Genomic DNA, 20,474 nt, shown 5'->3' with positions numbered 1-20,474 from the left:
CGAAGCAAAGAAAGGCACGCTCACCCTCGCCGACTCTCCAGATATTTGTGAACGAATGCGATTGCCATACTGCCTTCTCCAACGGCAGAGGCGACGCGTTTGACTGGACTCAGTCGTACATCTCCGCATGCGAATACGCCCGGGATACTCGTTTCGAGTAGATAAGGGTCGCGAGTTTCGGACCAGCGCCCGGCCTTAACGACATCGTCGCCCGTGAGTACGAACCCACGTTGATCGCGCGCGATCTCTATCGGTCGCCAACCGGGCTCCGCATCTGCACCGATAAAAACGAAAAGCCCCCCGCAGGCTTTCCAGCTCACCTCTCCATGTGACCGATCCCGCAAACAGATCTCCGAAAGACGAGAGTCTCCCCGTACCGCGGTCACTTCTGAATCGAGTTGGACGGAGATGTTGGATTTTGCCTTGATCTGCTCAACGAGATAGCGGGACATATTTTTCTCAAGCGAATCCCCACGCACAACAAGTGTTACGTGCCGTGCATGATTGGCGAAATTCAAAGCGGCTTGACCGGCCGAATTGCCACCGCCGATGAGGAAAATGTCGAGACCATGCGTACCGCCAGAGTCGCCGCGCGAGGCACCATAATGGATACCCTTACCAGCAAATCGGTCACAGCCCTCGATGTCGAGCCTTCGCCAGCTGACGCCTGTCGCGAGGATGATTGTTCGCGCCTGAATGATGTCGTCACCGTCGAGGTGTAGACAGTGAGCGCCAATCTCGACTTTCCTGACCGATCGCGCAACCACGATCTCTGCACCAAGTCGCTTTGCCTGCTGCAATGCGCGGCTTGCAAGCTCTTCCCCTGATACGCCATTCGGAAAACCCAGATAATTTTCGATCCGCGATGATGTACCCGCCTGCCCACCTAGTGCCTCGCGCTCGAGCACCAGAGTACGCAGACCTTCAGATGCACCATAGACGGCTGCCGCAAGCCCAGCCGGACCTCCTCCGATAATTACGGTGTCGTAGTCCCGAAGGCTCGGCTGGGTTCGCAAGCCAAGCGCTGTAGCGAGCTGTCGAGTTGACGGGTGCCGGAGAACAGTCCCGTCATGTAACTTTAAAACGGGAAAATCATCTACTTGAAAACATTCCCCGGACTCCGAAGATCGCTTCTCGAAATCGTCGGGCGCCGTCACCTCGAAGCTGACCTGATTGCGTTGCAGGAACTGTTGCAACGCCCTGCAGGCGGGATCAAGCCGATCGCCGATCATCGTCGCCCGAGTCCTGGGCGGCTCGTCAGCGATTTCCTGCAGCCCTCCGACGCGCTCTCGGGCGAGGAGGCCTACTTTTACTGCGATTTCTCGGCATGAGGCCGCAATTGCATAGTAGTGTTGCGTGTCGACACGCACAACGCGGGAGGGCGAAGCAGCTCGGTAAGAGATAACGAATGGCGAACTCAACACAAGCGGAAGTTCACCGAACACACTTCCGGGCGTTCTCCAACCCAGCGTGCGCTCGACATTATCAAACACCTTGAAGGCTTCTAATTTCCCTTCCAGCACTGCGTACAGTGCGGGCTCTCCGCCCTCATGTACGGCAAAATCTCCGGCCTGCAAATGTATATCGCCAGCGGACCTTGCCAACCGCTCAAGTTCGCTGTCGGGCAGACCAGCAAACAAGGGAATCATTCGTATATCGTCTATCGTGAGCATATGAAGTGCGGAAATATGGCGGATATATAACTCGTGAGAATAATTTGCTTCTCGCGATGATCCGCTTCCGCAAATTGTGTCCCCGCACTACTTCATACATCAGGTTTTCGACGGCTTTCAGATCATTATAATTTGCAACACACAAAGCTCGCTTGGTACCGCTCTCGATGTATTCGGCAGCTTTAGTCGCACGTGGACGCCGTCCTCGCAGTCGATTGGCGTGGATGTCGTCGAGCGCACCACCACGGGCACATCTTTCGTGTCATGCCCGCTGTTACCGACAGCAGCCTGCGTTGCGAATCACGGAGATGTCGCCCGGCTCCCGCTGGGTAACTTTCCAGAAACCAGGCGGCTCTCCGAACAGGTCACGAATAACGCCGTAGGCGACTGTGACGTAGCGAGCTTATTGCACAGGGCCGCTTGCGAGTCGGCGTCTCAACTATTCGTTTTCCCAATTGCGACAAGAACAAATCAGTCTTGGACGCTATAGCTGAACAGGCTCATTCTTCGTTCATCGGTTCCCGCCGGATAGTCCGCCTCCATGTCGGGCAATGTCGGCAGAGATCCGGTTGAGCCGCCTGAGCAGATCTTTGAATCTTTCGGATAGAAGAAAACGCGAAGCTCGGCCCTACAGTTGAGTCCAGGCCATCCGGAGATTCCCGCTTCTTTGGGATAGGCGGTTTGCCAGGCCTATCAACGTCGGTGACGCGCGGATCATGTCCTGAACCGTCGCCATTTAAGCAGGAATTTCATGAACACAATGTTAGCCACCCTGTCGTCCAGATCGGCGACATCCAGGCCACTTGTCATCGCAGCCGTGATGGCCTCGCTGGCGATGGTCGCCATCGAAGCAACAATCGTCTCGACCGCCATGCCGCAGATCGTGACGAAACTCGGCGGGCTGCATTTATATAGCTGGGTTTTCTCATCGTTTTTGCTGACGCAGACTGCCATGACGGTGGTCTTCGGCAAGCTCGCCGATATCTTTGGCCGCAAGCGCATCATGCTGACCGGCATTGCCATTTTTCTGGTCGGATCGGTGCTCGCCGGCTTCGCATGGTCTATGCCTGCGATGATCGTCTTCAGACTCATTCAGGGCATTGGCGCCGGTTCAATACAACCAGTCACGCTGACCATCGTTGGCGACCTCTATCCGGCAAAAGAGCGTGGGAAGGTCCAGGGATATCTGGCCAGCGTGTGGGCAACGGCAGCTGTCCTCGGACCGATGATCGGCGGCTGTATTATTCGCGACTTGTCCTGGGCCTGGATCTTCTGGATCAATATCCCGATCGGATTGATTTCAGCCGCAGGATTTGTCCTGTTTCTGCATGAAAAGGAAAGAGACGCCCGGCCGTCGATCGATATCGGTGGTGCGGTTCTCTTCACCGTCGCCATCGCCGCGCTCATGATCGGCTTGACGAGCCTGAGTACAGCGCAGTACACGCACGCTATACTTAGCGGCGCCGTGTTCGTTGCAAGCTCAGCGCTGTTTGTCTGGCAGGAGCTGCGAAGCCCGGACCCGATGATCTCGTTTAGCCTGTGGGGGCATCGTCCCATTGCGATGACCAATCTCGCAACGGTTTTCTCCGGTATGGCGTTAATGGGGCTGACAACGTTTCTGCCGATGTATGTTCAAGGCGTGCTGCATCGCACGCCGGTGGTCGCGGGCTTTGCGCTAACCATGGTGATGGTGGGGTGGCCGCTCGGCGCCACGCTTTCCGCCCGCTCCTTTCACAGGTTCGATCTGCGCAAGCTGCTGATCGTTGGAAGCGCAGTGATCCCTGTCGGCGCGATAGTCTTTGTCTCCTTGACCCCTCACAGCGCACCGCTTCTTGCGGCTATCGGGTCGCTGGTTATGGGCTTCGGAATGGGCGCGCTTAGCGTCACTTCTCTCGTCCTCATTCAGGAGCAGGTGGACAAGTCACAGCGTGGCAGCGCTACCGCGTCGAATCTCTTTTCGCGCAACCTTGGAAGCACACTTGGCGCGACCATCTTCGGCGCCTTGCTCAACTACGGACTGGCTCACTCGAAGACGCTTGGCGTCGTCACTTCCGATCAACTGCGCAAGGTGATCGAGTCATCAACTGGCGGCACGGACAACTTTGCCGCCATTCGTCTGGCGCTGCATCAGTCGGTCCATTTGACGTTCGTCGGACTCTTTATCGTTGCTTTGACTATCGTCGTTTTCGCGGTTCTCGTGCCTGCCATTGCTACAGCCAGAAACCGTGAAGCGCCGCAGCGTTAAGGCTGGCGTCACTATTCCACTCACACATTGAGCGCCGGCAAACCGCTTGCACATCCAATGCAACGGTGCCGGTAGCACAGCATTAAGTTCTTCGTTGTAGTCGCCTGAACGCTACGCGCTTCATATCTACTTGACAGAAACATCAAAGGAAACAGCATGACCCGTCTTACTACCGCCACGCCTGAAACCGCAACTGGCGCAACCGCAGAAGTATTCGCGAGGGTTAAAAAGAACGTAGGCAAAGTTCCCAATGCATTTGCGACGATCGGCACCCACAGTCCTGATGGACTTCAGGCCATATTCGCTGTCGACGCGGCGGTCACCCGAAGTGAACTGTCGAATGCGGATATCGAAGTACTCAAGCTGGTTGTCAGCGAGGGTTCGGGCTGCGATTACTGTGTCGCGGCTCACGCACTGAAGGGTAAATTCGCGGGCCTGTCTCAGGACGTAATAACGATGGTCCGCGCTGGAAAGCCTACTGGCGACACCAGGCGAGATGCGCCGGTCCGTTTCGTGCGGGTTCTCGTCGAAACCCGGGGTACGCTTCCCGTCGCGGAACTGGATGCATTTCGCGCGGCTGGCTACAGCGAGCATCAGGTGATCGGCGTAGCTCTGGCGATCGCTTCCATCACCTTTGGGAACCTGGTGAACCGCATCAACGATACAGTGATCGATTTCCCGCTGCCAACCGCGCTGGTGACCGGGAGCAACGAAAGCACCCGCGGATAACTGAATTGAGTCCCGGCAGTCGCGCGACGAGCACCCCCGCTTGTTCGTGCGAGTTGCCCCTGACCTCGCAATCGGCGAACGAAGCGCAATCCGGTTTCGGCGATGCGTTCGCCGGCATCGGTAGCTTCGTGGACAGTGCCATCGGATAGGCGCACGCTATGGGCTGAATGACGCAAGAGAATGCTACCAACCCAATGCCAGTTCGGCTCAGACTGACGGGCCAACCATTGACGGCTTAACTATGTAGCACCTTCATCAATCGCTGGCACCATGTCGAGAACACTCACCGATCCGCTGCATCCGAGTGAACGCTTCGTCGTCGATCTGTCCAGGCTGCGCTTCTCGCTTCTCACTTATGTCGCCGCGTCGATAGTATTGATCATATCGTTCACGTCGAGTCTGCCGCGTCCGTGGTGGGCGCTGCTGACGCTCTACGTCACAGCGCAATCGATGACGGGCCCATCCGCACCGAGAGTGCTTTATCGCATTCTTGGCATTGTCATCGGCGCCTTCGTGACCCTCGCGCTCGTTCCGAACATGCAGAACTCACCGGTTTTGCTCGTGCTGTGTCTGTCAATCTGGACTGGACTTTGCATCTATCTCGCGGTTCTGGACCGCACGCCGCGTGCCGTTCTATTTCAGATGTCGGCGTTTAGCGCAGCCGTCATCAGCTTTCCCTATCTCGACGACCCGACCAACATCTTCACGACCACGATTTCCCGCGTGCTGGAAATGATTGTCGCAATCCTTTGCATCGCATTCGTGCATGGCGCCACGCGGCCAATGAATGTGCACGCTGTAATCAGCAAGCGTTCATGTTCATTCCTGGTCCATGCCGCCCGGTGGACGGCCGACGCACTCGGGACTCGCCACACGACGCTCGAGTACGAACATCGCAGGATGCTGGCCTCCGATGTGACTGAACTCGGCATGCTTGCAGTAACGCTTGGCCGTACCGATCGCCAGGCGTTCACGACGCGCGACAACGTGATTGAACTGCAGCACCATCTCGCCGAACTGTTGCCTCTTGCTACAGCGGCAGCGAACCGGCTGGACACATTGCGCGCGTTGCAAGCCGTCGATTCCACGACTAATGCTCTCGTTGCGAGAGTCATCGACTACCTGCGCACCCCACCGGATGTCGCGAATGCAATGGACATCGGACTCTCGGCTCATTGTCGCGAGCTGGCAACGCAGCACGCGCTCAGCAAACAATGGACATCGCTTCTCATGGCGAGCTTCTGCGACCGGATCGCGGAGTTCATCGACACCTTGCACGCCGCGCGCGCGCTCGTTCGCGACATCGGCGACAACCGTACCGGGGACACGGATGATTCACAGAGACGACAGCCGCGCATCTTCCCGCTGTCGTCCGATGGAAGCATTGCTTTGCTAGCAGGCATCGCTACGATGACGGCCGTATTGATCTATTGCGGTGTGTGGATTCTGCTTGCATGGCCAAGCGGATCGACGACGGCCGCCTTTGCCGCGCTCATTACCTGCTCGTTCGCCGCGCAGGATGACCCCGCACCGGCAATCCGGCGATACCTGGTAGCCACACTCAGCACCTTTCCGCTCGCCGCGTTGTATCTGTTCGTGTTGCTGCCACGTGTGGACGGAACACCGATGCTGATCCTCACGCTCGCTCCCGCGCTCATCTGGATGGGATATCTTCAGGCCGATCCAGCAAGCGCTGCGCGCGCGTTGCCGATGTTGTCCTGTTTCATTGTCGCGCTCGGCTTTCTCGACCGGTTCCATGTGGACTTCGCCGCATTCGCCAACACTGCGCTAGCGCAGTTGACTGGCATCGTCACGACACTGGTCGTCACTACCCTGTTTCGATCCGCGAGTCTGCGGTGGAGAGCGTATCGGATCGTGCACAGAAACTGGTCGGACCTCGCCAGGCTTGCCGACCCGCACGAATCACCCGATACCGGATTCTGGACTGCGCACGCGACCGACCGTCTGGGCCAACTTGCCGCGCGGATGGCGCTCGTCAGCGCGGAGGATGCGCTGCATGAAGCGGATGGATTGATGGATCTTCGAATCGGTCGCAACATCATCCGGATCCGGCAGGGACTCGAACGTGGACCAGAAAGCGCACGCGAGGCACTACGTGAAGCACTAAGTCGAATCTCCGCGCTCTATCGCGAACGTATCGGCGAGAGCAAACCGGTCGCTGGATCGGTCGAATTGCTGAATGCACTGGATCGCGCGATTGGTGTATCTCTGGATCAGGAAGGACCCGGTGAGAACACCCTGCTGGCGCTCGTTGGTTTGCGCTGCAACCTGTTTCCGCATGCGCCACCCTTCGATATGGAGGGACGATGATCGAAGAGATCCACATCTTTGGCGTCTATCTGCCTGCAGGTCTCGCATGGGCCGTAGTTGCCGTGGCCATCACCATGGTTGTTCGGGGCCGTCTGCACCGCCTTCCGCTTCACGCCGTGCTGTGGCAACCCGCGCTTGTCGATCTGGCGCTATTCCTCGTTCTATGGTGGGGCATCGCGCGACTGGCCGATTCCTGTCTCCCGCACGGGTTCATTTCCTGACATGCTTCGCGCTACCCACCTCATTCGCACGCTTGTTACAGCAGTGGCCATTCTGGCCATCCTGGCGGCGATTTATGGCTTATGGGTGCGCTATCAGATCGAGCCGTTGACGCGCGACGGCAAGGTACGCGCGGACGTGATACCGATTGCGCCTGACGTCAGCGGCCTCGTGACGGACGTCAGGGTGCGCGACAATCAGCCCGTGAGAAAGGGCCAGGTACTGTTCGTCATTGACCAGTCGCGTTACAAGATCGCGCTCACACAGGCCGAGGCTATCGTATCGAAGCAACAGGCGGCGCTTGCAGAGGCGGTCCGCGAAGACCGGCGCAACCGCGCGATGCCCGACGTCGTCGCGCGGGAAACGACGGAACAGGATGTCTCCCGCGTCCAGCAACTACGCGCCGAAGTCAGCCAGGCCATCGCATCACGCGACCTGGCGGCGTTGAATCTTGAACGCACGTTGGTGCGGGCACCCGTCGACGGCACATTGGCAAACGTCGTTCTGCAACCCGGTGTGTACCTGAACGCCGGCATGGCGGCGATGGTGCTGGTCGACAGCGGGTCTTTGAGAGTAGAGGGATATTTCGAAGAGACCAAGCTGCCCGCCATTCATGTGGGCGACCCCGCGAGTATCTATCTGATGGGTGTCGCCAATGAAATCCGCGGACACGTGTCGAGCATTGCGGGCGGCGTCGAAGATCGCGAGCGCGCTGGGACCAGCGGCCAGCTTCCGAATGTCAATCCATCGTTCACGTGGGTACGACTCGCCCAGCGCGTGCCCGTCAGAGTGGAAATCGACCAGGTTCCGCCAGGTGTACTTCTCGTACCGGGCCAGACGGCTTCCGTCGAAGTGCATACCCGCCCCGGCGAGGTCCAGATACGGCGGAGTCTGCCGTGGTAAGCGTGCGCATCACGGCGATGGCCAGTCTGACCGCCGCATTGGTGGCTTGTGCAGCCGTCGGACCGGACTACACGATCCCGCCCGAAGCAGTCGTGAATGCGCCAGCCGCCAATGCGGGCTTTATCTCCGGCGGATCCGCCGTGTCGAACAGTGCGCTGCCCGATCATTGGTGGCACCTCTTCGACGATCCCGTTCTCGATAACCTGGTTGAAAAAGCGCTCGCGGGCAATACCGATCTCCGGGTCGCACAGGCCAACCTCGAACGAAGTGACGCGCTACTGGCGGAAGTCCGGACGCGCCGTGAAGTCAGCGTCGCGACTGACGTGGAAGCGAACTACACGCAGCAATCGGCTGAAGCCGTGCTGTCGCATGTGCAACCGCCCCGGCACGGCATCTACAACGTGGGCCTGACGATGAGCTATGACCTCGATCTCTTCGGCGCAATCCGTCGCGGCATCGAGGCGGCCTCCGCCGAAAACGAAGCGGCCGTTGCGGCACGCGATCTGGTGCGTGTCAATGTTGCCGCGGAAACCGCGCGCGCCTACGCCGACCTCTGCAATGCAGGTAACCAGATCGTCGTGATTCAGCGCGCTACCGCGATTCAGGAGCAAAGCCTTGCACTCACGCGGCAACTGGTCACGACGGGGCGCGCCGCACCGTTCGAGGAGGGACGGCAACGCAGTCCGCTCGAAGCCACCCGTTCTTTGCTCGCGCCGCTACATGCACGGCAACTGAATGCGGCATTTCGGCTTGCGACATTGACGGGACTTCCACCTGAACAATATGACGACACGCTGCTCGCATGTCATACGCCGTTGAAGCTGCAGACGGCACTACCGGTGGGCGACGGTCAGTCGCTGTTAAAGCGCAGACCGGATATTCGTGCGGCTGAACGCCGACTCGCCGCCGCCAATGCCGAGATCGGCGTCGCGATCGCGCAGTTGTATCCGGACAACAAGCTCGGGGCGTCGATAGGCTCGACAGGCGCGCTCACTAACTTCGGGTCGCCATTGACGAATCGTTTTGCCATCGGACCGCAGATCAGCTGGGATTTGCATCGCAGCGCGATTCGCGACCGTATTGCCGCAGCGCAGGCTCAAGACCGCGCGACTCTCGCGTACTTCGACGGCGTTGTGTTACGCGCACTACAGGAAGCCGAGAGTTCACTGGATACCTATGCGGCAGCGCTCGATCATCTCGATCGCCTCGAGGCGGCGAAGGATGAAGCGCTGAAGGTAGCGCAAAGGACCGAAGAACTCCGGCGAGGTGGGAGAGTCGGTGGCCTCGTCGCGCTCGACGCGCAACGTACCTGGATTCTCGATGAGATTGCTGTTTCTTCAGCGCAGGAAGCCATCAACAACGACCAGATCACACTATTCCTTGCGCTTGGCGGCGGTTGGCGCTAGCAGTTGAGGATTCGACGTTTGAAGAATGCTTAATGACATACGAGCTCTAAGCCGTCAGCAAAAGCGCGCCGTTACAAAGGAAAGTCGGTCTCAAAGGGACATGGTCTAGTATCCCCCGGAAGCCCCGTACTGTATGGCGCAAAGCCTGATTTGCATTTCAGCTAAAGTAGGTCCTGCCGGTGCCACGCCGTCAGCTAAAGTTGTAACGCGATGGGCTTGAGGTCGAACCGAGTTGATCATGGCTTACGAGCCGATCCAGGGTGCATACTGAGTAAATAACCGGGCAGCTTGGTTCGCAAAGGGCGGGCCTCGCATCAGCGAATCGAACCCGCTTGACTATTAAGCTGGCAGTCATGCCTTCCCCGAGGCTGCCTCGGGAAAACCGCAATCGGAGATGTAATGCAATTTGACAAGCAACAGGAAAGACTCAGGCAGAATGGCGCAACCGTGCGCCCTGGCCCCCCAAGCTTAATGGCGAAGGTGCTGACCGTAGTAATAGGGGTCGCGTTGCTCGTGGTAGGGTTTGCCGTATCGCTCGTGATGCTGGCAGTGGTACTTGGAGCAGGCATCGCGATCGGCGGCTTTATCTGGTGGAAAACGCGCAACCTGCGCAAACAGCTTCGCGAGCAGGCAATGCGCGCACAACAGATGCATGAGCAAGAGGTGCACGGGCGCGCGAGCCAGCGCACGAATATCGACGGCGAGATCGAGGATGTCGAGTTCCACGACGAGAATCGTCAGAAATAACCCGGACCGACCCGCCCTGCCTGTTGAGCTCGAGGACACCACCTATCACGGCACGTATCGCGTCATGGCAGGAAAGCGAAAGCGCAGTCTGCCTGCGCCGCCGATGGGCAGGCGCTGAGTTGACGGGTACCTTCCCGGCCGAGGCGAGCCTTGCCGGGACAATTCTGCTAGGGGCGACGCAAGGCGTTCAGACGGGCAAACTCCGCGGGCCTCGCAAAGGAACGGTAAAGTTCGCCGACGGTGCCAAACGCTAACGCGGGTTTCAACGTCGCACCGGGCAGCGCGCTCGAAAGCCAGTCATACGCGTTCATGTCCCGCTGCTGGCAATGAATTGCATTTGTGAGTACTTGAAGCGCTTTGTGTGCCGAATGTCCACCCAGGTCGATGAACAGTCTTTTCAACGCGTCGCTATGACATTCTGTGACGCGAGGTACAGCCGAGCGCTCAGTCAAATCATTCTCCTGTCAGAGAGTGGATAGTGATCAACACGAGATAACGTTGATGCAACGCGTCGCAGCTCCGCAGGCGAGGTCAACAACGGTACCTCCGTGACAAACTTCCAGCAGGTTCCCATGTGTACTTTGCATGTCCGTGACACTCATCGATCGGGACCCGCAACAATCGCAACATTATCTGGAGCGCTCGCATATCTCAAGGATATGCGTGACGGGCTCCAGAAAGTACGTCAATCATCGCCCTCACGGCGCCCGTCATGGGCCGTCATGACTCTGTGGGCAATCATATCCATGGCTGGCTTGACCAGACCATTCTTGTCCGTCCATACCTTTGGGGTCAATGCACCGCTCAGTGCGACGCTATCCGCGTCGGCCAGTGCGAGCAAAGTGGTTTGCACATCATCGTCGAACGCAATCACGTTGACGAAAATCGTATCGCCGTCATTGGTAGTCGCCCGGACCTTACAGGTCACGAATCGCTTGCCATTCTGCCCCGTCCGAATCTGAGCTTCGCCATACAAGCGCCCGCCCACCAGTCCATCGATCATCGCCCTTCTCCTGTGATGCTTGCCGGGCAAGAAGTCCCACCGCCTGGCGCAAGCCGAATGATCCCATGAAACGAAGTGCCGACAGCGTATACGCATGCACTACACACGCCTTTCGCCAGCGTCCGCGGGATAAGCCTCCGGTCACGAAATGACGAGGCAGTCTTCAGCGCAAGCCGATTCTCTGTTGAAAGGTGCGAGATGTCTTATTGCCCGCTTTTCAGGGCGTTGTACGCGTGAAACACGCCCTGTCGGTATCCTGGGCCGCGGCGGCCTGAACGTCACAGTCGACCCCGGCCCGGAATCGATCATCACGGACGCGAACAACGCGACTGACTGAAACCGCCGGCAGGGCTAACTCAGGCGATGGCCTTCTGCTCCGCTGCAGCCTGCTCCCGCATGCGACGGGCTTCATCGCGCAGGAACTGCTGGTAATCGTCCAGATCGCCGTCGAAGGGCTCGACGCCCCCCTTGGTGACCAGCCAGAACTCATCACATACCGCGCGCAACAGGGCCCGGTCGTGGCTGACCAGCATCACCGTGCCTTCGAATTCGTTGAGCGCCATGCCTAGCGCTTCTCGGGTGGCCAGGTCGAGGTGATTGGTAGGCTCATCGAGCAACAGCAGATTGGGGCGCTGCCACACGATCATGCACAACACGAGCCGCGCCTTTTCGCCGCCACTCATCGTGTGGACCGCTTGATGGACCATATCGCCACTGAAGCTGAACGTGCCGAGGAAGGTGCGGAGCGATTGCTCGGTGCCGCTCTGGCCGGGCGCGCGCATGTGCGGCGGGGTGTCCCTGGCAAGGCGGATCATGTGTTCCATCGGCGTGTCGTGCGGACGCAGCACGTCGAGTTCCTGCTGGGCGAAGTAGCCGATGTTCAGGCCCTTGCCCTCGCTGATCTCGCCAGCAATAGGCGCCAATGCATGCGCCACCGTCTTTACCAGCGTGGACTTGCCCTGGCCGTTTGCACCGAGGATACCGATGCGCTGCCCGGCCAGCACGGACCGGTTGATGCCTCGCACGATGACCGTGGGCGGTGTGCCGGCTGGTGCATCGGTCGGCGCCGGGTAGCCAAAGCTCGCGTCCAGCATCGACAGCAGCGGGTTCGGGACGTTGAGCGGCTCCTTGCACTCGAAGCTGAACTCTGCGTCGGCAAGCACGGGAGCGATCTTCTCCATGCGTTCGAGCGCCTTGACCCGGCTCTGAGCCTGCTTTGCCTTCGAGGCCTTGGCCTTGAAACGATCGATGAATTTCTGCAGGTGAGCGATCTTGTCAGCCTGCCTGGCCAACGCGGCCTGCTGCAACACGAGCTGCTCAGCGCGCATCTCTTCGAACTTGCTGTAGTTTCCGCCATAGCGCACAAGCTTTGCGTTGTCGACGTGCACCGTCACCTGTGTCACTGCATCGAGGAATTCGCGATCGTGGCTGATCACGACCAGGGTGCCTTGATAGCGCTTGAGCCACGCTTCCAGCCAGACCAGTGCGTCGAGGTCCAGGTGATTGGTCGGCTCGTCGAGCAGCAACAGGTCGGACGGGCACATGAGCGCGCGCGCCAGCTGCAGTCGCATGCGCCAGCCACCGGAGAAACTGTTGACCGGTTGATGAAGCTGCGCATCACTGAAACCAAGGCCCAGGATCAACGCCTGGGCACGCGCAGGGGCATCATGCGCACCGGCGTCGTGCAGATCCATGTAGGCGTGCGCCATGCGCATACCGTCCTCACTGGCTTCAGCGGCGGCTACTTCGGCCTGCGCGGCCAGAAGCACCGTGTCACCCTCGACTACAAAGTCGGTCGCGCTCTGCACGGTCTCCGGCATATCCTGCGCGACCTGGCCCATCCTCCACGCACCGGGAATCGAGAACTCGCCGCTATCTTCGTGCAACGTGCCGTTGAGAAGGCCGAAGAAGGACGATTTGCCGGCGCCATTGCGGCCGACAAGACCAATCTTTTCGCCTGGAGTGAAGGTGATGGACGCGTTGTCGAGTACGACATTCACGCCGCGGCGCAAGGTGAGATTACGGACGGAAATCATATGGGGCTACTTCGGAGAGGATAGGCATGATAGCCGACTGATGACGGCGCTGCCTCTTTTCTGGCCGGAGGAGTGAAGGATCGCTTGCGCCCTGCGGCGCCCACCGGCCTCAACGCAAGGCAGTACCGGCTGCGGGACCGGCGAACAGGATGATGACGTGTTGAGCCCTGCCGCGTTACCGGTTGGCTCAGCCGGCAAGCGCGCGCGACATCTCGCCAATTGGCAGCGCACGGATTGAGCCCAGCAAGCGTCGCTCTCCTGCGCCAGGCTGTGCGATCTCCAGGATCCGGTTGAACGTCTCATCGAGCCGCGCACGAAACGATTCGAGCATCGCATCGAGTAGCCGCTCGGCCCCTCTTTTGGGAAGACCGAGTTCATCCGCGAACCTCAGCATGTTGTCTCTCGATACGTCGGCAAAATGCTTTGCGTCGCCTATGGGCATCGTCAGTTCGCAATCTGGCCACTGGTCTGCCCGCCCGGCCTGATACGTCGGCGTGTGATAGACCACCGTGCTCACGATGTCGTAGAACGGCGCCAGCATGTAGCCGCGCGGCGTCACGAAAAACGACAGGTTCTTCATATGCGCGTCGCCATTGCCGACGAGCACGTTGAAGACAGCCCAGCGGAAGATCTCCAGGCGGGCGGCGGCGCGAGTGTTCGTGCTGTCGATCGCCTCCCGAAGTTTTCCCGCGTTCGCGCCGTCGTACTTGAAAGTCCGCGAGAAGTTCAGCAGTTGAGCCGCATCGATCACGTGTAACCTGCGCGCCGGCTGCATTGACTTGTCCCGGTCGAACCGGTCGATCAGATAGCACGGCGTCGGCACCCGCAGGAAATGCGTTGAGGGCACAGGGAGCGCGACAGCACGCGCGAGGCGCATGCAGAAGAACTCGTTGACCGCCGAGTGGGGATAGCCTGCTGCGCGCGAGTCGGGCTTGAGCAACTGCATGGAAGGCTCATTGCCTTCAGGCTCAAAGAGTTCACACTCCGGGGGCTCGCCCAGCATGGCCACTAGCAGCTTCGGTTGCGCTCCTGCCGCAGACATCCGTTTGGGTGAATCGGCCGTCAAGGACTTGTGTGGCATCGCCTGAATGCGTCCATCGAGATCCTCGAACGACAGCGGCTTTAGCGCTCCGGGCGGCTCTTCCTCATTGGGCGCGAGCAGCGTGAGCGCACCCGCAGACTCGCGGCCGTAGTATCCCAGCAAGCCCCACGCATCTTCCCGGTCAATCTTTGCTTCGCGCGCGAGTTCGGTACGCATGTTTTCTTCGGGAAGGAGATTGTCGAAGAACCACTGCACGGGCCGGTTACTCGATCCGTCGACGAATGGCTCCTCGCCCAACGGGAAGGCTGGCGACAACGGGAATGCACCTCGTGATGCCGGCCATTGCGCGTCATAGACGAATGACCAGATGTCGTTGTCGTCCTGAACCACTCCCACGCGCTCGCCGTTGGCCCATGCCACAAGCTGTCTAACCGGCATGGGGACTCCTGCGGGTGCGGCGGGCCTGCTCCGCGACCTTCGACGAGATGGCGACGGACGTCTGGGCCTGCAAAGTGATACCCAACTCCCGGAGCAGGACGAACACCTTGCCGATCTGCGATGTCGGCTTGCCCGACTCTACGTGCGTAATGAACTTGGGCGACAGTCCCGTGACGTTGACGAGGTCGTCGCGCGTGAGCCCTTGTGCGATCCGAGCGGCGCGCACCACATTCGCCAGTGATCCAACATCCGTTATTGGGAAATCCGACTGGTCCATGGGACGCCTCCTAGTCTTCGTATCCGCTCGGGTACATCATATCAGATCAATTGGTCGGGCGTGCTGTAAAGGCTACGATCGGGTACGAAGACTGGTGTGTGGATGCATTTTTAAACCCTGGTATCCGCTCGGGTACGATGAGCCGCACTTCGCCGCACCTCGCGGCGTTGGCATTCGATCGGGTACGACTGATGTAAGGGCCGAGAAATCGGGTATCCGTGTGCACTCTCGCGTATGCATCGGTCTCGTGGAACAGCGAGATGGTGTATCAAGGAATGGGATTGGCCCAGGTGTCTGCTCCTTTAACCGGGTCGTCCACATGGCCGCAACCGCACGCCGTTAGTCCTACCCTACTTCCTAAAGGCTCGAATTTTTTCGAGCGTCCACCCGGCTAATTTGAATTCGAGCGTGGCCCCGTTCGAGTTTCCCATTCAGCCGCTGAGAGAATCAGGGAGGATGCTACGGCGCGCCAAACAGAGTCGGGATCGTCAAATTTCAAACAACAGGAAGGAACGAATGAAGAGATGGCAAAGCCTGGTCGGACTATTGACCGTCGCAGCAGCGAGCTACTTGTCGGTGGGACAGGCTCACGCGCAGTCCAAAGCTGGTGGAAACTCGAAGACTGAAGCTCAGGCGCTGTCCACTCCAAAGCAGGAAGATGGGTTCGGCACGAAGCTCCCGGATGGCTTCTCGCGAGCCTTCGTCATCAGTCAGGTTGCGCCGAAGGAAAATCCCGCTTCCGCGTTACTGGTTGGCGTGAAGCCCTGGCCCGCGCGCGCGAACTCGTACGTGGCGATCGTCTGTCTCGCCGAGTCAACGGATGATGCGAAGCGAAGACGCGAAAACGCCCCCGACTGCGACGCGAGAGATCCATTTTCCGCGTCAGTCTGGCTGGGTGTCTTCGAAAAGACGAGTGATAACCCGCCGACGCTCGTTGCGCGCAGCCCCGCCGCGGTGGACATGCTCCCCGACTGGAGTGACACGAATATCGACACACAGCAAGCGTTCGGCGACACTGCGACCATGCCCGAGCTATGGTCGCGATTCGACCTCGCACCGTACCAGCTGCGCGCGGGAGACTACGCTTTCGGGATACGAGCGGGCTGGAGCGAGAGTTACGCTGGCGGCGGCGGTAGCTTCGAAGGCCTGTACCTCTTCAGGATCGATGGCAAGGAAATTCGTCCTATCTTCGCTGAGCCCATGTCGTTCTCGAAGTTGATCGCTGGCGAGTGGCATAAGGACGGGACACGCGATCACGAAGAGACTGGCGCGACCAACACGTTGATCGTTTTGCCAGGTCAGACCAGCGGCTTTCACGATATACAGCTCCGTGAGTTGCACGGAAAATGGCGGCGGACGTACAAGTGGACCTCGCAAGCAGGCTCCTACGCGGCAGACCACTGATTGTATTGGCGGTCGCACGTAGAGAGAGAAATCCCCCTGCCTCTCTATTACGCGCGCGCTGTTTCCAGCACTCCGGCCCGTGCGCGGCTTCGGCTTCCCAGTGGAGAACAAGAGGTTTGTCCAATATGCCGAAGACGGACGGATGTACTTCGTGACTGAGATCGTGCTTCAGAATTTTGATCACACCTCGAGGGTGCGGTTGTATTCCAAAGATCGCGGGCCGGTGGAGTTGAAGGCGAGGGCCTCGGCTGAGAAGTGCGATCTAAGCTTCTAAGTGCATCATAATGGCCAATACATCGTTGTATGCGCGACAGGTCAATGACTGGGCAGAGGCATTCGCGATTGCTATCGGCGTTACGCTGCTCAGGCATTCGCACTAACCAGCCCGGTTAGCGAATGTAGGGCAAGCGGCGTGAAAGTCGCAAACGTGTTGGCGACGGGCCATCCTTGCCCGAGAGCGAAGCTTCAATATGCCCGTCCGGGAAAAAATGCACCTCTGGATATGCTGGCTTCTCAGCGACCGGACCCGTGACGCGAACGTGCGCTCTCACGATATCTTGATCCGCTGGCTTGATGATACGCTCCGAGGGATACTCGACCAAGGCTTCGCGTATGTAGCCGACGTCGATATCGAACGGCGTCTGGATAGTCGGATCAAGTCGGACGCAGCAGGCGTATTTTCCGCCACCTGCGGTGCTGGTGCTCAGAAGGACATTGCCACCCGACATCCCATTGACGGAAAAACCGAGCAGGGCTCGATCGGTGTAATCGTAACCCACAAGCGCGACTTCAATGGGATGCCTTTCGCACCCGCTCAGACTGCAAGCTCACAGAGAAACAGCAAGAGCGAGCAGACGGACGCTGAACATTCGGAATGTCATGAACGTTACTGTCGCGCGAGATCGCGGGTGCTCACCCACCGCACGACGTCTTTGCCTCGTTGGAAGTAGTCGACTTGCACCCACTTGTCTTCTTTTTGCAGCACAGCGACGACATCGTCGCGCACCAGATAGGCTTTGGTTCGTGCGCCATCCGCAGGCCCGACGAAGAGAGTCGCTCTTGCACTCGCAATGCTTGCGAAACCGATCCAGTTTCGCGTCGACTCCAGCGTCAGCGAGTCACCCGATTCAAGTGTCGGCACTTCGCAGTTTGGAAGATCACCGTCGACGTGTACCGACCACACACCCACATTGCCTGGTGACAGCGCGAGGCTAGCGCCCAGCTTGCCGGCGAAAAAGGTTGTCACTTGCAGTTTCCCGTCCGGAGCCGATGCCCCCTTGAACAGGAAACGGCAGGTTGGATCGCGGTCGGGGATGTTCTCCGCGGGCGTGGTGAAAGGGTTATCGAAATAACCCGTCACCTGTCCCTTGTCCACGGCGATATAGACCTTGCGATGATCAAGGTCGGCGCCGGGTACAGTGCGCAATGCATAGACGCCCGAGCGTAACTCTTCCGCGCCCGCAGCGCGTGCTATAAGAAGGCATCCGGCCATGAGCACAGTCACGCCAATCTTCGCATTAGCCCACTTCTCGCGTCTGTAGATCATTTTCTCTCGTGCAATATAGGGCTACGCGCGCCGCTCTCGTCGCGTGGCCCAGATTCAACGCTTTCCAGCAAAACATGGCCAGGTCCAAACACCAGGCTCACGATCGTGTCTGCATTGCTGGGTGATACGAGGCGCCCGGCCTTATCGCGCGAAATCGTCTCGATTGCCACGACGGGCACGCATGAAACAGCCGAGTCTCGGCCGACGAGTTCGCCATTGGCATCGTTGCAACGAAAGATGAAAGAATCGGGCAGCGTGCGCGCATCCAGTACGTCCCGCGTGTCGTTCCACGCATAAGAGACAGTGATAGTGCCCGGGTGCGGGGCGCGTGGATCCTGCACGCCAGGCTGCGGCTCTGCTCTCGAGATTGAACACATGCAGGCCATCAACGAGAGACCGACGATGACGACGCGCGCGCCCCTCGCGATTGTTCCGATGCATTTGGAGTAAGGTCGATTGGTGCTGGGCAAGTTATGAGGTTTCCGCAGGGGTTGGCCGACGTAACGCTAACATCAAAGTGTCGCTAAGCTACAAAAATGAGAGCCCTGCGGGAAGTTGAACATCCCCGTAGGTCTGATGCACTGTCAGCCGGCGACCGTCGACGACGACCTCTCACACCTATTCGCAATTTTTTATACGGTGCGATTAAAGGCATACGTCATTCATGCCGATAACCCAGACTCGTGTGCTAAGACCGGCAATCGACGCAGGTCTGGCGCCTGCTGTCTGGTCAGGTAGAGAGGCCTGACCTTGAGATCTATACAAGGACTTGAATGACGATTCGCAGCCCCATCGCGCTGGGCGTGGCCCTATGTGTCTCAGGATGTGCCATCAATCCGCAAACCGGTCAGCCGGAAGTCGCCGCTTCAGTCAAAACCCAGTTCAACAGCATATTCAATAGCGAAGACCCCTGCTCGAACAATGACCGCAATATCGGCATTGCCGTTGGCGTAGTCGCTGGCGGTGTAATCGGTTATCTGGCTGACGGGGCGAAGGGCGCGGTCGCTGGCGCCGCGATCGGGGCCGGCGGTGGCTTTCTGGTCGGTCATGCGCTGGACGCGCGCCGCTGCGAGTTGTACCGGATTGCTCAGGCAAACGGCCTGAAGCTGGCGTCCGCACCCATCACCCAAGGCAAGCCCAATGCTGGTTCCGCCGATAAACCCACGACAGTGGGCCTCGATGTCCAACTCGAAAACAAATCGGACGAGTTCGTCGCGGGCTCGGCGGAACTGACTCCGCAAGCACGTAAGTACCTTTCGCAGATTGCGAACCAGTATTCGCCCAAAACACTGATGGCTGCACTGCCGCCTGACGCGACGGCCGAGCAACGTGCGCAGGCAAGCGGCCGCAAGGTGCTGATCGTCGGACACACTGACGAAAACGATTCGTCTCTCGGCGTGGATGTTGCGTCGCTTTCGCAGCAACGCGCAAAAGCGGTAGCCAAGGTGTTCGCGGATCAAGGCGTACCTGTGCAGAACATCTTCTATCAAGGCGCGGGCGACACGTTGCCAGTCGCACCGAATGGGACGGATCAGGGACGCGAAGAAAACCAGCGCGTGCAGATCGTCGACGTTCCTACGGAAGCAGACCTTCAGCAGTTCCTGTCCGCGCGCACTGCCGACCCGGCCAATTACCGTTTCGCTAACGCAAGCACAACGTCCATCCAGGAGCCGTCATCGGTCGCGCGCAAGAACAGCGTTGCCTCCGCATCTCCGGACCACTCGGCAACAGCCAAACAGCCCGCCAAACCCCGCTCCAAACCGGTCGCTGTCGCGAAGTCGAACAACGCGGCTAGCGCGAAGACGGAAACCAATGCAGACCAGTCTGCCGCATCCAATGGTACGGCCGCCGTTGCGCCTCAGCAGCAGACCACAGTGACTGCGAGCGATGCTGGAGCATCGGGTTACAACTTCGGCGGCACGCCCACGGCGGGTAGCGGCATACCAGTGCGGCTGGGTTCGAGTCCCGCCAGGTCGTCGTTCAGCCTGATCAGCAATGCCAACGCGGGCGCACCGATGACACTCAACTCGTGCCTGGGCGATCGCCCGCACGTCGCGTCAGCGGTGCGCAATCTCGCCACTGGGCAGGTGCTGAACGTTCGCGACTACCTGCCCGGATTCTACGGCGCGCCATGGGCGGCTGGAATGGGCGGCAATCTGGTGGCGCTCCTCGACGTGCGCGTTCCCAGCGATGCCGGCAGTCCCGTGCCGCAACCCGAACTGAAGATCTACAAGGACTACACCGGCAACGTGAGCCAGAAGCCCTCGTATTCCGCGCGGGTGCCTGTCAACGTATATCGCGGCAGTGACGCGACGCTCTATCGGGTCTTCGTGGACGGACCGATGCAGTGCATGGATCTCGTCGTTCCGCTCAGCAAGCCTCGCGCGACGGGCAACGTCTACTACACGAACCGCTCGGTGGACTACACCGCATCAGGCAACTTTGCACTTCGTTGAAACCACCTAACAACCAATA

16 protein-coding genes and 1 pseudogene are annotated in these 20,474 nt (G+C 59.3%); 9 read left to right on the top strand and 8 right to left on the bottom strand.

The window, feature by feature from the left end; genetic code table 11:
- Positions 1 to 20: 20 nt before the first annotated feature.
- Positions 21 to 1,649: a cyclic nucleotide-binding domain-containing thioredoxin-disulfide reductase gene (locus tag DK391_RS05240; RefSeq protein WP_239482711.1), complete on the bottom strand. Its 1,629-nt coding sequence runs from the start codon at positions 1,647 to 1,649 to the stop codon at positions 21 to 23.
- A 310-nt stretch (positions 1,650 to 1,959) separates the two neighbouring features.
- Positions 1,960 to 2,096, bottom strand: a pseudogene (locus DK391_RS45210) (carbonic anhydrase); the annotation flags it as partial.
- Positions 2,097 to 2,424: 328 nt separating this feature from the next.
- On the opposite strand from DK391_RS45210, the gene DK391_RS05235 reads away from it, so the two are divergent.
- The 7 genes from DK391_RS05235 (at position 2,425) to DK391_RS05205 (ending at position 10,253) form a co-directional block, all read left to right on the top strand.
- Positions 2,425 to 3,918, top strand: coding sequence for an MDR family MFS transporter (locus DK391_RS05235; protein ID WP_239482710.1), 1,494 nt, complete (start codon positions 2,425 to 2,427; stop codon positions 3,916 to 3,918).
- Between the two features lie 156 nt (positions 3,919 to 4,074).
- Positions 4,075 to 4,647, top strand: a complete 573-nt coding sequence (locus DK391_RS05230) for a carboxymuconolactone decarboxylase family protein (protein ID WP_109476925.1) — start codon at positions 4,075 to 4,077, stop codon at positions 4,645 to 4,647.
- Between the two features lie 270 nt (positions 4,648 to 4,917).
- Complete coding sequence (locus DK391_RS05225) at positions 4,918 to 6,978, top strand: FUSC family protein (protein ID WP_109476924.1); 2,061 nt, start codon at positions 4,918 to 4,920, stop codon at positions 6,976 to 6,978.
- Positions 6,975 to 7,199, top strand: a complete 225-nt coding sequence (locus DK391_RS05220; protein WP_109476923.1) for a DUF1656 domain-containing protein — start codon at positions 6,975 to 6,977, stop codon at positions 7,197 to 7,199. The genes DK391_RS05225 and DK391_RS05220 overlap by 4 nt, the downstream gene beginning before the upstream one ends.
- Position 7,200: 1 nt before the next feature.
- Entirely contained in the window at positions 7,201 to 8,100 is a 900-nt protein-coding gene (locus tag DK391_RS05215; protein WP_109476922.1) for an efflux RND transporter periplasmic adaptor subunit, read from the top strand.
- Positions 8,094 to 9,506: a TolC family protein gene (locus DK391_RS05210; RefSeq protein WP_204117290.1), complete on the top strand. Its 1,413-nt coding sequence runs from the start codon at positions 8,094 to 8,096 to the stop codon at positions 9,504 to 9,506. Before DK391_RS05215 ends, DK391_RS05210 begins: the two co-directional genes overlap by 7 nt.
- 399 nt (positions 9,507 to 9,905) lie before the next feature.
- Positions 9,906 to 10,253, top strand: coding sequence for a hypothetical protein (locus tag DK391_RS05205; RefSeq protein WP_109476921.1), 348 nt, complete (start codon positions 9,906 to 9,908; stop codon positions 10,251 to 10,253).
- A 685-nt stretch (positions 10,254 to 10,938) separates the two neighbouring features.
- On the opposite strand, the gene DK391_RS05195 is transcribed toward DK391_RS05205, so the two are convergent.
- From DK391_RS05195 to DK391_RS05180, 4 genes are all read right to left on the bottom strand, one after another.
- On the bottom strand, positions 10,939 to 11,256 hold the full coding sequence (locus DK391_RS05195) for a single-stranded DNA-binding protein (RefSeq protein WP_109476919.1): 318 nt from the start codon (positions 11,254 to 11,256) through the stop codon (positions 10,939 to 10,941).
- A 356-nt stretch (positions 11,257 to 11,612) separates the two neighbouring features.
- On the bottom strand, positions 11,613 to 13,292 hold the full coding sequence (locus DK391_RS05190) for an ATP-binding cassette domain-containing protein (RefSeq protein WP_109476918.1): 1,680 nt from the start codon (positions 13,290 to 13,292) through the stop codon (positions 11,613 to 11,615).
- A gap of 187 nt (positions 13,293 to 13,479) precedes the next feature.
- Positions 13,480 to 14,772 carry a HipA domain-containing protein gene (locus DK391_RS05185; RefSeq protein WP_109476917.1) on the bottom strand — a complete coding sequence of 431 codons (1,293 nt, stop codon included), beginning with the start codon at positions 14,770 to 14,772 and terminating at the stop codon, positions 13,480 to 13,482.
- Complete coding sequence (locus DK391_RS05180) at positions 14,762 to 15,049, bottom strand: helix-turn-helix domain-containing protein (protein WP_109476916.1); 288 nt, start codon at positions 15,047 to 15,049, stop codon at positions 14,762 to 14,764. Before DK391_RS05180 ends, DK391_RS05185 begins: the two co-directional genes overlap by 11 nt.
- A gap of 516 nt (positions 15,050 to 15,565) precedes the next feature.
- On the opposite strand from DK391_RS05180, the gene DK391_RS05175 reads away from it, so the two are divergent.
- Entirely contained in the window at positions 15,566 to 16,453 is an 888-nt protein-coding gene (locus DK391_RS05175) for a hypothetical protein (protein WP_109476915.1), read from the top strand.
- 389 nt (positions 16,454 to 16,842) lie between these two features.
- On the opposite strand, the gene DK391_RS05165 is transcribed toward DK391_RS05175, so the two are convergent.
- Positions 16,843 to 17,232 carry a DUF3304 domain-containing protein gene (locus DK391_RS05165; RefSeq protein WP_162600681.1) on the bottom strand — a complete coding sequence of 130 codons (390 nt, stop codon included), beginning with the start codon at positions 17,230 to 17,232 and terminating at the stop codon, positions 16,843 to 16,845.
- A gap of 107 nt (positions 17,233 to 17,339) precedes the next feature.
- Complete coding sequence (locus DK391_RS05160; protein WP_109476912.1) at positions 17,340 to 17,999, bottom strand: hypothetical protein; 660 nt, start codon at positions 17,997 to 17,999, stop codon at positions 17,340 to 17,342.
- A 773-nt stretch (positions 18,000 to 18,772) separates the two neighbouring features.
- Here DK391_RS05160 and DK391_RS05155 point away from each other — a divergent pair.
- On the top strand, positions 18,773 to 20,455 hold the full coding sequence (locus DK391_RS05155) for an OmpA family protein (protein ID WP_109476911.1): 1,683 nt from the start codon (positions 18,773 to 18,775) through the stop codon (positions 20,453 to 20,455).
- Positions 20,456 to 20,474 lie beyond the last annotated feature (19 nt).

The organism is Paraburkholderia sp. C35 (assembly GCF_003121405.1).
In the GTDB taxonomy this organism is placed as follows: Bacteria; Pseudomonadota; Gammaproteobacteria; order Burkholderiales; family Burkholderiaceae; genus Paraburkholderia.
This window is presented reverse-complemented; position numbering and strand designations above follow the sequence as displayed.

What these genes read in the sequence shown, in the direction of transcription:
- DK391_RS05240 (WP_239482711.1), bottom strand. Translation starts at nt 1,649, where the DNA reads ATGATTCCCTTGTTTGCTGGTCTGCCCGACAGCGAACTTGAGCGGTTG.
- DK391_RS05235 (WP_239482710.1), top strand. Translation starts at nt 2,425, where the DNA reads ATGAACACAATGTTAGCCACCCTGTCGTCCAGATCGGCGACATCCAGG.
- DK391_RS05230 (WP_109476925.1), top strand. Translation starts at nt 4,075, where the DNA reads ATGACCCGTCTTACTACCGCCACGCCTGAAACCGCAACTGGCGCAACC.
- DK391_RS05225 (WP_109476924.1), top strand. Translation starts at nt 4,918, where the DNA reads ATGTCGAGAACACTCACCGATCCGCTGCATCCGAGTGAACGCTTCGTC.
- DK391_RS05220 (WP_109476923.1), top strand. Translation starts at nt 6,975, where the DNA reads ATGATCGAAGAGATCCACATCTTTGGCGTCTATCTGCCTGCAGGTCTC.
- DK391_RS05215 (WP_109476922.1), top strand. Translation starts at nt 7,201, where the DNA reads ATGCTTCGCGCTACCCACCTCATTCGCACGCTTGTTACAGCAGTGGCC.
- DK391_RS05205 (WP_109476921.1), top strand. Translation starts at nt 9,906, where the DNA reads ATGCAATTTGACAAGCAACAGGAAAGACTCAGGCAGAATGGCGCAACC.
- DK391_RS05195 (WP_109476919.1), bottom strand. Translation starts at nt 11,256, where the DNA reads ATGATCGATGGACTGGTGGGCGGGCGCTTGTATGGCGAAGCTCAGATT.
- DK391_RS05190 (WP_109476918.1), bottom strand. Translation starts at nt 13,292, where the DNA reads ATGATTTCCGTCCGTAATCTCACCTTGCGCCGCGGCGTGAATGTCGTA.
- DK391_RS05185 (WP_109476917.1), bottom strand. Translation starts at nt 14,772, where the DNA reads ATGCCGGTTAGACAGCTTGTGGCATGGGCCAACGGCGAGCGCGTGGGA.
- DK391_RS05180 (WP_109476916.1), bottom strand. Translation starts at nt 15,049, where the DNA reads ATGGACCAGTCGGATTTCCCAATAACGGATGTTGGATCACTGGCGAAT.
- DK391_RS05175 (WP_109476915.1), top strand. Translation starts at nt 15,566, where the DNA reads ATGAAGAGATGGCAAAGCCTGGTCGGACTATTGACCGTCGCAGCAGCG.
- DK391_RS05160 (WP_109476912.1), bottom strand. Translation starts at nt 17,999, where the DNA reads ATGATCTACAGACGCGAGAAGTGGGCTAATGCGAAGATTGGCGTGACT.
- DK391_RS05155 (WP_109476911.1), top strand. Translation starts at nt 18,773, where the DNA reads ATGACGATTCGCAGCCCCATCGCGCTGGGCGTGGCCCTATGTGTCTCA.